10 protein-coding genes are annotated in these 11331 nt (G+C 73.2%); 7 read left to right on the forward strand and 3 right to left on the reverse strand.

Annotation, left to right across the window (positions count from 1 at the left end; all coding sequences use genetic code 11):
* Positions 1-3 precede the first annotated feature (3 nt).
* Complete coding sequence (locus QIT00_RS35990) at positions 4-309, reverse strand: hypothetical protein (protein ID WP_282539720.1); 306 nt, start codon at positions 307-309, stop codon at positions 4-6.
* A gap of 296 nt (positions 310-605) precedes the next feature.
* Here QIT00_RS35990 and QIT00_RS35995 point away from each other — a divergent pair, with 296 nt between their 5' ends.
* From QIT00_RS35995 to QIT00_RS36010, 4 genes are all read left to right on the forward strand, one after another.
* Entirely contained in the window at positions 606-1445 is an 840-nt protein-coding gene (locus tag QIT00_RS35995) for a DMT family transporter (protein WP_282539721.1), read from the forward strand.
* Between the two features lie 246 nt (positions 1446-1691).
* A complete protein-coding gene (gene cobT / locus QIT00_RS36000) occupies positions 1692-2891 on the forward strand; it encodes a nicotinate-nucleotide--dimethylbenzimidazole phosphoribosyltransferase (protein WP_282539712.1) in 1200 nt (399 codons plus the stop codon).
* A gap of 128 nt (positions 2892-3019) precedes the next feature.
* Complete coding sequence (locus QIT00_RS36005; protein WP_282539713.1) at positions 3020-4831, forward strand: phosphatidylglycerol lysyltransferase domain-containing protein; 1812 nt, start codon at positions 3020-3022, stop codon at positions 4829-4831.
* Positions 4832-4856: 25 nt separating this feature from the next.
* Complete coding sequence (locus QIT00_RS36010) at positions 4857-5609, forward strand: hypothetical protein (RefSeq protein ID WP_282539714.1); 753 nt, start codon at positions 4857-4859, stop codon at positions 5607-5609.
* Here QIT00_RS36010 and QIT00_RS36015 read toward each other — a convergent pair.
* Both QIT00_RS36015 and QIT00_RS36020 read right to left on the reverse strand, forming a co-directional pair.
* Positions 5495-6313, reverse strand: coding sequence for a hypothetical protein (locus QIT00_RS36015; RefSeq protein WP_282539715.1), 819 nt, complete (start codon positions 6311-6313; stop codon positions 5495-5497). The genes QIT00_RS36010 and QIT00_RS36015 overlap by 115 nt on opposite strands.
* Before the next feature lie 60 nt (positions 6314-6373).
* The gene (locus QIT00_RS36020; protein ID WP_282539722.1) at positions 6374-7195 is read right to left on the reverse strand and encodes an adenosylcobinamide-GDP ribazoletransferase; all 822 of its coding nucleotides are present in this window, start codon (positions 7193-7195) and stop codon (positions 6374-6376) included.
* A 174-nt stretch (positions 7196-7369) separates the two neighbouring features.
* On the opposite strand from QIT00_RS36020, the gene QIT00_RS36025 reads away from it, so the two are divergent.
* The 3 genes from QIT00_RS36025 to QIT00_RS36035 form a co-directional block, all read left to right on the forward strand.
* Entirely contained in the window at positions 7370-8899 is a 1530-nt protein-coding gene (locus QIT00_RS36025) for a leucyl aminopeptidase (protein WP_282539716.1), read from the forward strand.
* Between the two features lie 351 nt (positions 8900-9250).
* A complete protein-coding gene (lpdA, locus tag QIT00_RS36030; protein WP_282539717.1) occupies positions 9251-10639 on the forward strand; it encodes a dihydrolipoyl dehydrogenase in 1389 nt (462 codons plus the stop codon).
* A 63-nt stretch (positions 10640-10702) separates the two neighbouring features.
* Positions 10703-11331, forward strand: a 629-nt coding sequence (locus QIT00_RS36035; RefSeq protein ID WP_349017238.1) for a biotin/lipoyl-containing protein, incomplete at its 3' end; no start/stop codon positions are given.

The raw sequence follows: 11331 nt of genomic DNA on the forward strand, positions 1-11331 counted from the left end.
GGCTCAGCCGCCGCTGGAGGAGGAGCAGCCGAAGCCGCCGCGGGACACGGACGACTTGTCGAAGCTGCCGCCCTCGACCTTGCCGTTCTTGGAGCTGCCGCCGTAGTAGTACGAGCCGCTGCCGCCGCTCCCGCCACCGCTGCCGCCGCTGCCGCCCTTGCACTCGTAACTCGGCAGCTGCTTGCGGCTCATGGGGTCGACGCAGCGCTTGTCGGGCTCGGAGCCGCAGGCGCTGAGGGTGACGGCGAGGAGGCCCATGCCGCCGAGTACCACCGTGCTGGAACGCAGCTTGCGCGGTCCGGCACCCATGCGGCGCTTGCCCGTCTCGGGCACGGTTCCCGTCGCTTCGGGCACTGTTCCCGTCGCTCCGGGCACTGTTCCCGTCGCTTCGGGCACTGTTTCCGTCACTTCGGGCACTGTTTCCGTCACTTCGGGCACTGTTTCAGTCGCTGTTTCGGCGTTCGTCCCGATCGTCATGATCCGGCCACTCCCCCGTTGTCCGTATGTGGTGTTCGACTCGGGTCAGCGTAGAGAACAGCCCCCGCGCCCCCGCAAGCTGATGCTCCGTCACCCGCGCGGGCTACTCTAACTTCGTGCTGATTGGGATGGTTTGCGCGCTCGGTTCCGCGGTCTGCTTCGGTACGGCCTCCGTCCTCCAGGCCGTCGCGGCCCGCTCGGTCGCCCCCGGCACGGGCTCCGGGGTCGACCCCGGGCTGCTCCTCCGCTCCCTCCGCCAGTGGCGCTATCTCGCCGGTCTCGCCCTGGACGGATGCGGCTTCGTGCTGCAGATCGTCGCCCTCCGCTCGATCCCCATCTACGCGGTCGGAGCCGCCCTCGCCGCGAGCCTCGCGGTGACGGCCGTGGTCGCGGCGCGGCTCCTCCGGGTGCGGCTGAGCGGGGCGGAGTGGGGCGCGGTCGGGGTGGTGGTCGCGGGGCTCGCCATGCTGGGCCTGGCCTCGGGCCCGGAGGGCGAGCGCCCGGGCTCGACGACTCTCTCGTACGCGATGCTCGGCGCCGCGGTCGCCGTGCTCCTGGTCGGCGTGGTCGGGGGACGGCTGCCGGACCGGCCGCGGGCGCTGGTGCTCGGGCTCGGGTCGGGGTGCGGGTTCGGGGTGGTGGAGGTCGCGGTCCGGCTGATCGACTCGCTGTCGCCGAAAGCGCTGCTCACCGACCCGGCGGCGTACGCCCTGCTGCTCGGTGGCGGCGCCGCGTTCCTGCTGCTCACCTCGGCCCTGCAGCGCGGCTCGGTGACCACGGCGACGGCGGGCCTGGTCCTCGGCGAGACGGTCGGCCCGGCGGTGGTCGGCGTGGTCTGGCTCGGCGACCGCACGCGGGAGGGCCTCGCCTGGCTCGCGGTCCTCGGTTTCGCTGTCGCGGTGGCGGGGGCGCTGGGGCTTGCCCGGTTCGGGGAGGTGGGGCCTGCGGCGGGCGAGGAGGGGCGCTGAAGAGCGCCCCGAAGGGGCGCGGGGAACTGCGCGACCAGCCACGACGGCGCCGCAGCCGAACGACCGCCCCGAGGCGTGGGGCTGGGGGCTACCCGCCCCCCACCACCCCCCCCCACCCCCCCCCCAACCCCCCCCACCCCCCCCCCCCCCCCCCCCCCGGCCCCCGCCCCCCCCCCCCCCCCCCCCCCCCCCCCCCCCCCCCCCGGTGCTCCTCGTGTTCGAAGGGATCCCGGTACTGTTCGGCGAATGAGCTCGCTGAATCTCGATGACTTCTCCGATCTGATCGAGCGCCCCGACGGCGGGGTGCGCCGCGACGCCGAAGAGCGCAGGGAGCGGCTCGCCGTGCCGCCCGGCGCGCTCGGGCGGCTCGACGAGCTGGGCGAGTGGCTGGCGGCCGCGCAGTCGACGGTGCCGGTGAAGGCGATCGAACGGCCGCGCGCGGTGCTGTTCGCGGGCGACCACGGCGTGGCCGGGCTCGGCGTCTCCGCGCGCCCCGCGGGCGGCACCCACCGCCTGGTGCGCGCCGTACTCGACGGCGAGAGCCCGGTCGCGGTGCTCGCCCGCCGCAGCGGCGTACCGGTCCGCGTCGTGGACGTCGCCCTTGACTGCGACCCGGAGGAGCTGCCCGCCGAGGTCGTACGGCACCGGGTGCGGCGCGGCAGCGGCCGGATCGACGTCGAGGACGCGCTCACCGCCGCGGAGGCCGAGCGGGCGTTTCGCGCGGGGATGGCGATCGCCGACGAGGAGGCCGACTCGGGAACGGACCTGGTGGTCCTGGGCGACCTCAGCGTGGGCGGTACGACGGCGGCGGCCACCCTCGTCGCGGCGCTGTGCGGCACGGACGCCTCGGTGGTCACCGGGCGCGGCGGCAGGCCCATCGACGACCTGGCCTGGATGCGCAAGTGCGCCGCCGTCCGCGACGCGCTGCGCCGGGCCCGGCCGGTCCTCGGCGACCAGCTGGAGCTGCTGCGCACCGTCGGCGGCGCCGACCTCGCGGCGATCACGGGGTTCCTGCTGCAGAGCGCGGTACGCCGTACGCCGGTGATCCTCGACGGGGTCGTCTCCGCGGCCTGTGCGCTCGTCGCCCAGCGGGTCGCGTTCCGGGCGCCCGACTGGTGGCTCGCGGGGCACCGCAGCGGTGAGCCCGCCCAGGCGAAGGCCCTCGACCGCCTCGCCGTCGACCCGCTGCTCGACCAGGGCGTGACGGCGGGCGAGGGCACGGGCGCGATGCTGGCCCTGCCGCTGGTCCAGGCGGCCGCGGCGCTCGCGGCGGAGCTGCCGGAGCTCAAGCCGGAGCCGGAGGACGGGCCCGAGCACGGGCCCGAGCACGGGCCCGAGGCCGAGGCTGGGGCCGATCCCGAACCCGAGGCCGATCCCGGCGTCGAGGCCGAACAGGCCGGTGCGGAGCCGAAGTTGGACGATACGGAGTCCGAGTCCCGCGCGTAGGCCGGATGCGCCCCCGGCGGCCTCCGTACGGGAGGAGCCGCCGGGTCCTCCCCGCCCCGCACGCTCGCCCGGAACCACGCCTCGCGTCGCCCGAATCCGCCCGCTCCACCCCCATATGATCACCGTTCATGGGAACGGCAGAGGCGCTCGAAGCACCCGTAGAACAGACCCCTCCGGATCGCACACCGCGCACGGAAGGGCCCCGCACCGGAACCGGCAGCGCAGCCGTACGCGCCGCCGAGTTCACCGTCTGGTACCTGCGGGGCGTCACCTTCCTCAACCTGCTCAGCGCCGTCTGGGTCTCCCTCGGCCAGGATCTGCGGCGGCACAACACCGCGGATCTGTTCACCCCGTATCTGCTGACCGCGGGGTTCGGCTCGGCGCTCGTGGCGTTCTTCCTCGCCGTCACGATGCGCCGCCGCAAGCGGGCCGCGTGGATCCTCAACCTCGTGCTCAGCGTGCCCTTCCTGCTGCTCTTCGGCTTCGCGATGCTGTCCCCCGAGATCCGCGCGCACGCCCAGAACTGGATCTCCCTCGCCCTGACCGCCGGCTTCGTCGCGGCCCTGCTGACCGGGCGGCGCGCGTTCTACGCGAAGGGCGACCCGGCCAACCCGAGGCTCGCCGCCGCCGTCGCCACCGGCGGCCTCCTGGTCTGCTCGCTGCTCGCCGCGCTCCTGGTCACGCTCACCAACCGGGCGCCGGACGCGGCGAGTTCGACCTTCGCGGACCGCTGGCGGTACGGCGCGCTCCGGCTGGTCTCGCTCGCCGCCGCCGACGCGCGCCTGCCCGTCGTGGCCACCCCGGGCTGGGTCGACGTCGCCGTGAACGGGATCAGCTTCCTGCTCCTTCTCGCCGTCCTGTACGCCGCGTTCCGCTCCCGCCGCGCCGTCGACCCGCTCACCCCGTCCGACGAGGCCCGGCTGCGCGTACTGCTCGACCGGCACGGGGAACGCGACTCGCTCGGCTACTTCGCGCTGCGCCGGGAGAAGAGCGCGAAGTGGTCGCCGACCGGCAAGGCCGCCGTCGTCTACCGCGTCGTCGGCGGCGTCTCCCTGGCCTCCGGCGACCCGATCGGCGACCCCGAGGCCTGGCCCGGCGCCATCGAACCGTGGCTCGCCGAGGCCCGCGCGCACGGCTGGACCCCGGCCGTGATGGGCGCGAGCGAGGAGGCGGGCACGATCTACGCCCGGCACGGCCTGGACGCCCTGGAGCTGGGCGACGAGGCGATCGTCACGACCGCCGACTTCACCCTCTCCGGCCGCGCGATGCGCACCGTACGACAGGCCCACAACCGGGTCCGGCGCTCCGGGTACGAGGTGCGCGTACGCCGCCACCGGGACATCCCCGCGCCCGAGCTCGACCGGCTCCTGCGGCGCGCCGACGACTGGCGGGACGGTGCGACCGAGCGCGGCTTCTCGATGGCGCTCGGGCGGCTCGGCGACCCGGCCGACGGGGACTGCGTGATGCTCGAATGCACCGATGAACAGGGCGAGTTGAGGGCGCTCCTGTCCTTCGTCCCATGGGGCCCGAAGGGGCTCTCGCTCGACCTGATGCGGCGGGACCGGGACACCGGGAACGGCCTGATGGAGTTCATGGTCATCGAACTCCTGCGGCGCGCCGGGGAGATCGGGATCACTCGCGTCTCACTGAACTTCGCGATGTTCCGGTCGGTCTTCGAACGCGGCTCGCGTCTCGGCGCGGGCCCGGTGCTCCGGCTGTGGCGCTCGCTGCTCGGCTTCTGCTCCCGCTGGTGGCAGATCGAGTCGCTGTACCGCGCCAACGCCAAGTACCGGCCCGACTGGGAACCGCGGTTCGTGCTCTTCGAGAGGAGCGGCGACCTGCCGCGCATCTCGCTCGCCGCCGCCCGCGCCGAGGGCTTCCTGGAAGCTCCCGGCCTGCCCGAGCGGCTGCGGCGCGGACGGCTCCCGTCCCCACGATGAGACGCAGACACCTGGAGTCACGACGATGAGCAGACCGGCCGAGCTCGCCAGGGCGGAGTGGGGAGCCCTCCTCACCGCCGTGCGGACCGCGCTCGCCGAGCGGAAGTGGCGGGCGGTCCCCCTGGCACTCGGCGCGGTCTGCCTGACCTCGCTCCTGCAGTACGTCCAGAACCAGGACTGGGGCTACCAATTCGTCCAGAACATCGGTGCCGTACGGGCCGAGGATCCGCTCTGGCTCGCCCTGCTCCGCACTCCCCTGTCGCTGTTCGTGCCCGCGCTCGACCTGCCGGTGTGGGGTGCGCTCGCGCAGGTCCTGCTGGTGTTCGGCATCGCGGAGATCTGCGTCGGCCGCGTGCGCACGCTCGTCGTCGGGTACGCGGCCACGCTGGCCGGAACGCTCTACGCGCGCGTGGGCGTCGCCCTCGGCCCCGGCCACCCGCTCGGCCTCCCGGCGTCCGACGCGCAGGTGGTGGACACCGGCCCGTCGGCGGCGGTGGTGGGGCTCGCGGTGTACGTGTCCTGGCGCTACCGGGCCTGGTTCACGGCGGGTCTGGTGGTGGCGCTGATGGTGGTCGAGGTGGCGGTGAAGGACAACCTGGCGGGGCGGGAACACCTGGCCGCGATCGTGCTCGTGATCGTCGTGTGCGGGGTGGCGGAACTGCGTCAGCCGTCCTCGGGCGGGGGGCGTTCCCCCGTACCGCCGGGCAGGGAGTCCGGGCCGCCGTCGGACGGTCCCGACCCGGGGTCCGGGTCGGGGCGGCCGCCGATGAGGTCCTGAAACCTGCGCCGCGGCCCGGTCCAGCGGCGGTCGTGGCGGAAGGCGCGCAGGCCCGCGCGGGCGCGGGCGCGGGGCCGGTTGCGGTAGAAGAGCTTCGCCCAGGGCGAGGTGGGCCGCGCGAGCCGGACCGCCCCGAAGAGCGCGACGAACGGTACGACCGTGCCGATCAGCGCGACGCGCGGCTTGCCCTTGCCGAGGGCGACCAGGGCGAAGAAGAAGTTCAGGGCGGTGTTCATCACGACGAGCCCCCGGTTGTGCCGCTCCTCGGGCGTCAGTTCGTTCACCCCGAAGGGCAGGAACCCGCCGAGGACGAGGGCTACGAGGGCAGCGGTGAGCACGACGACCTCCACGCTCTGGCGGCCGGCCTCGCTCCAGTACACGTCGTCCAGATGCAGGACCAGCGCGAACTCGTCGAGAACCAGACCCGCGCCGAGGCCGAAGAGCACCGCGGAGACCAGCGAGGCGAAGTTGTGCCGCCCGGCCGCGACCGCGCCGAAGCCGCCGATGACGGTCAGGACGATGCCCGGGACCACGTGGTGGATGTGCAGATCACCGGTCTTGACGTTGCGGAAGGGGCCGCGGCCGGCCCGGATCATGCGCGTGATGATCCGGGTGACCAGGAACGCGAACACGAACGAGAGCAGCGCGAGCAGCAGCGGCAGCTTCCCCGGCTCGACGATGTTCCGGTACCACCAGTCACTCATCCACCGCTCCCGAATTGCCCGTTCTGCGCAATTTAACGCGGTGCGGGCGAGCGGGCCCGGTCACTGACTCCCGAGGACCAGCACCACCAGCGCCGCCGTCGCCGCCGTCTCCGCGAGGGCGCCGAAGACATCACCGGTCACGCCGCCGAACCTGCGTACGCAGCGCCGCAGCAGCAACTCCGCCGCCCCCACCGCCACAAGCACCGCACCCCCGCAGCGCACCGCGGCGCCGATGGTGGCCTCACCCCACAACGCACCGCACCCCGCCGCGAGCGCCGTCACGGCGGCGAGGACGAGCAGGGCGGAGCGGACCGTGACCGTGCCCGCGACGGCGGCGCCGAGCCCTTCGGGGCGGGCGGCCGGGACCCCGGTGCGCGAGGCGAGGGTGAGCGCGACGCGGGCGGCCACCGCGGAGACGACAGCCGCGACCGCGCCCTCGGCCCACCCCGACTCGTACGCACGGGAGAGGGCCGCCACCTGGGCGAGCAGCGCGAAGAGCAGCGTGACCACACCGAACGGGCCGATGTCGGACCGCTTCATGATGGCGAGCGCGGCCTCGGCGGGCTTGTTGCCGCCGAGGCCGTCGGCGGTGTCGGCGAGGCCGTCGAGATGCAGGCCCCGGGTGAGCGCCGCGGGCACCGTGACCGTGACGACGGCGGCGAGCAGCGGTCCCGTACCGAGCAGCAGCAGCGCCGAACCGAGGGCGGCGGCGCAGAGGCCGACGACGAGCCCGGCGAGCGGCGCGCAGAGCATCCCCGCGCGGGCGGCGCCCCGGTCCCAGCGGGTCAGCCGCACCGGCAGGACCGTCAATGTGCCGAAGGCGAACCGGAGTCCGTGCTCCAGGCCGTCCCGTATGCCCTTGTCGCTGCCGCCGCCGCCCACTGAGTTCACCGCGGCAGGTTATCCGCAGGTCGAGCGGCCCACTCCCCGGCGGCGGCGGGAGCGGCGAGCGTAGGCTCACTCCGGGGCGCTCCTCAGGCACGGCCTACGATGCGGCTGGGCCCGGTCGACCCGATCCCATCGGCCACAACTCAACGGAAGCGAGAATTCACCACCGTGACTGCTCTGACTCTGAAGCCCGCCGCCGCTGCCGGGCAGCGCGCCGACGTGATCGTCGTCGGTGTCGCGAAGGGCGCGAAGGGACCGGTCGTCGCACCGGGCGCCGCCGTCGTGGACGAGGCGTTCGGCGGCAGGCTCGCCGCTGTTCTCGAGACGCTCGGAGCTTCGGGCGGCGAGGGTGAGACCACGAAGCTGCCCGCAGCAGACGGGCTGAAGGCCCCGGTCGTGCTCGCGGTCGGGCTCGGCGGACTCCCGGAGAAGGACGGGGCGTACGACGAGGACGCGCTGCGCCGCGCCGCCGGCGTCGCCGCCCGCGCCCTGGCCGGCACGAAGAAGGCCGTGTTCGCCCTGCCCGCCGAGACCGACGAGGCCGTCTCCGCGATCGCCGAGGGCGCCGCGCTCGGCGGGTACGTCTTCGACGCGTACAAGGAGAACGGCGAGGACGCCAAGAACGGCAAGAACGGCAAGGGCCCGCTCGGCGAGGCCGTCATCGCCGTGGACAAGCCGCGCGACAAGGCCGTCAAGGCCGCCCTGGAGCGCGCGGTCGCGGTCGCCGAGGAGGTCAACCGCTCCCGCGACCTGATCAACACCCCGCCGAACGACCTCACCCCGGAGGCCTTCGCCGCCGTCGCCTCGGCCGCGGCCAAGGAGCACGGCATCAAGGTGCAGGTGCTCGACGAGAAGGCGCTCGCCAAGGGCGGGTACGGCGGCATCCTCGGCGTCGGCGCCGGCTCGGACGCCCCGCCGCGTCTGGTGAAGCTCGCGTACACGCACCCGAAGGCGAAGAAGTCCCTTGCCTTCGTCGGCAAGGGCATCACGTACGACTCCGGCGGCATCTCGCTGAAGCCGGCCGGGCACAACGAGACGATGAAGTGCGACATGAGCGGTGCCGCCGCCGTGTTCGCCGCCGTCGTCTCCGCCGCCCGCCTCGGCCTGGAGGTCAACGTCACCGGCTGGCTGGCCCTCGCCGAGAACATGCCGTCCGGCTCCGCCACCCGCCCCGGCGACGTGCTGCGGATGTACAGCGGCAAGACCGTCGAGGTCCTCAACACCGACGCCGAGGGCCGGCTCGTCCTGGCCGACGCGCTGTGGAAGGCCTGCGAGTCGAAGCCCGACGCGATCGTCGACGTGGCCACGCTGACCGGCGCGATGATGATGGCCCTCGGCAACCGCACCTTCGGGATCATGGCCAACGACGACGCTTTCCGTACGTCGATCCACGAGATCGCCGAGGAGGTCGGCGAGGCGTCCTGGCCGATGCCGCTGCCGCAGCACCTGCAGAAGGGCATGGAGTCCCCGACCGCCGACATCGCCAACATGGGCGAGCGGATGGGCGGCGGCCTCGTGGCCGGCCTGTTCCTGCGGGAGTTCGTGGGCGAGGGCATCAGCTGGGCCCACCTGGACATCGCGGGCCCGGCCTACAACGAGTCCGCGCCGTACGGATACACGCCCAAGGGCGGTACGGGTTCGGCGGTGCGCACGCTGGTCCGCCTCGCCGAGCGGACCGCCTCCGGCGACCTGGGCTGACTCACGGAGCGACATGAGCACCCCCGGCCGCGGTGAACGTGGCTGGGGGCTGCGCCCCCAGACCCCCGCAGACCCCCGCTGTCGGCCTGCGGCCTCGTCCTCAATTTCCCCCAGCTACCGCTGGGAGGTGCCCCCAGACGGGCTCAGTTTGGCAGCGCCCAACCGAAGAATTCGCTGAGGCGCCCGTCTCAGTCAGCGGCCCGGCGTCCCGTCACCCGTCGACAAGTGCGAAGATGGGTTCTCGGCAGGACAGGGCCCCCACCACAGGGCCGAAGGAACAAGCGGCCGAACACCAGCCGCCGCGCGGTCATCGCTGACCGGCGTACGGCGCACATGCATGGAGGACGTGACGTGGCGAACGACGCCAGCACCGTTTTCGACCTAGTGATCCTCGGCAGCGGTAGCGGCGGTTACGCCGCGGCCCTGCGCGGAGCGCAGCTGGGCCTTGACGTCGCCCTGATCGAGAAGAACAAGGCCGGCGGCACCTGCCTGCACAACGGATGCATCCCCGCGAAGGCCCTGCTGCACGCCGGCGAGATCGCCGACCAGGCCCGCGAGTCCGAGCAGTTCGGCGTGAAGGCCACCTTCGAGGGCATCGACATGCCCGCCGTCCAGAAGTACAAGGACGAGGTCGTCACCGGCCTGTACAAGGGCCTGCAGGGGCTGATCGCCTCCCGCAAGGTGACGTACATCGAGGGCGAGGGCAAGCTCTCCTCCCCGACCTCCGTCGACGTGAACGGCCAGCGCGTCCAGGGCCGCCACGTCCTGCTCGCGACCGGTTCCGTGCCGAAGTCGCTGCCCGGCCTGGAGATCGACGGCGACCGCATCATCTCCTCGGACCACGCGCTGCACCTGGACCGGGTCCCGAAGTCCGCGATCGTGCTCGGCGGCGGCGTCATCGGCGTCGAGTTCGCCTCGGCCTGGAAGTCCTTCGGCTCCGAGATCACGATCATCGAGGGCCTCAAGCACCTCGTCCCCGTCGAGGACGAGAACAGCTCCAAGCTTCTTGAGCGCGCGTTCCGCAAGCGCGGCATCAAGTTCAACCTCGGCACCTTCTTCGAGAAGGCCGAGTACACGCAGGACGGCGTCCGCGTGACCCTGGCCGACGGCAAGACCTTCGAGGCCGAGGTCCTCCTGGTCGCCATCGGCCGCGGCCCGGTCTCGCAGGGCCTGGGCTACGAGGAGCAGGGCGTCGCGATGGACCGCGGCTACGTCCTGGTCGACGAGTACATGCAGACCAACGTGCCGACCATCTCGGCCGTCGGTGACCTGGTCCCGACGCTCCAGCTCGCGCACGTCGGCTTCGCCGAGGGCATCCTGGTGGCGGAGCGTCTGGCCGGTCTCAAGACCGTCCCGATCGACTACGACGGCGTGCCGAAGGTGACGTACTGCCACCCCGAGGTCGCCTCGGTGGGGCTCTCCGAGGCGAAGGCCAAGGAGGTCTACGGTGCGGACAAGGTCGTCGCTCTGAAGTACAACCTGGCGGGCAACGGCAAGAGCAAGATCCTGAAGACCTCGGGCGAGATCAAGCTCGTCCAGGTCAAGGACGGCGCTGTGGTCGGTGTCCACATGGTCGGTGACCGCATGGGCGAGCAGGTCGGTGAGGCGCAGCTCATCTACAACTGGGAGGCGCTGCCCGCCGAGGTCGCGCAGCTCCTGCACGCGCACCCGACGCAGAACGAGGCGCTCGGCGAGGCTCACCTGGCGCTGGCCGGCAAGCCGCTGCACGCCCACGACTAGTCGCTCTCCCGCAGGGATCGCGCCCCCTTATCCGTACGTAGTTCGTTAGGAGCAACCGAAACCATGTCGGTTTCCGTAACCCTGCCGGCGCTCGGCGAGAGCGTGTCCGAAGGCACCGTCACCCGTTGGCTGAAGGCCGAGGGCGAGCGCGTCGAGGCCGACGAGCCGCTGCTCGAGGTCTCGACCGACAAGGTCGACACCGAGATCCCGGCCCCCGCCGCCGGTGTCCTCGCGTCCATCAAGGTCGCCGAGGACGAGACCGTGGAGGTCGGCGCCGAGCTGGCCGTCATCGACGACGGCTCCGGCGCCCCGGCCGCCGAGGCCGCCCCGGCCCAGGCCGAGGCTCCCGCCGCCGAGCCCGCCCCCGCGCAGGAGGCCCCCGCGGCCCCGGCGCCTGCCGCTGAGGCCCCCGCCGCCCCCGCGGGTGGTGCCGAGGGCACCGACGTGACGCTGCCCGCCCTGGGCGAGTCCGTCACCGAGGGCACCGTCACCCGCTGGCTGAAGGAGGTCGGCGAGGAGGTCGCGGAGGACGAGCCGCTGCTCGAGGTCTCGACCGACAAGGTCGACACCGAGATCCCGTCGCCCGCCGCCGGTGTCCTGCTTGAGATCGTGGTCGGTGAGGACGAGACCGCCGAGGTCGGCGCCAAGCTCGCCGTCATCGGTGCCGCGGGTTCGGCTCCGGCCGCCGCCCC

The sequence above is a fragment of the Streptomyces luteolus genome (assembly GCF_029968015.1).
Classification (GTDB): domain Bacteria; phylum Actinomycetota; class Actinomycetes; order Streptomycetales; family Streptomycetaceae; genus Streptomyces; species Streptomyces luteolus.

Coding starts and splice junctions, on each gene's coding strand:
- QIT00_RS35990 (WP_282539720.1), bottom strand. CDS start 309: ATGGGTGCCGGACCGCGCAAGCTGCGTTCCAGCACGGTGGTACTCGGC.
- cobT (WP_282539712.1), top strand. CDS start 1,692: ATGAGCTCGCTGAATCTCGATGACTTCTCCGATCTGATCGAGCGCCCC.
- QIT00_RS36010 (WP_282539714.1), top strand. CDS start 4,857: ATGAGCAGACCGGCCGAGCTCGCCAGGGCGGAGTGGGGAGCCCTCCTC.
- QIT00_RS36015 (WP_282539715.1), bottom strand. CDS start 6,313: ATGAGTGACTGGTGGTACCGGAACATCGTCGAGCCGGGGAAGCTGCCG.
- QIT00_RS36005 (WP_282539713.1), top strand. CDS start 3,020: ATGGGAACGGCAGAGGCGCTCGAAGCACCCGTAGAACAGACCCCTCCG.
- QIT00_RS35995 (WP_282539721.1), top strand. CDS start 606: ATGGTTTGCGCGCTCGGTTCCGCGGTCTGCTTCGGTACGGCCTCCGTC.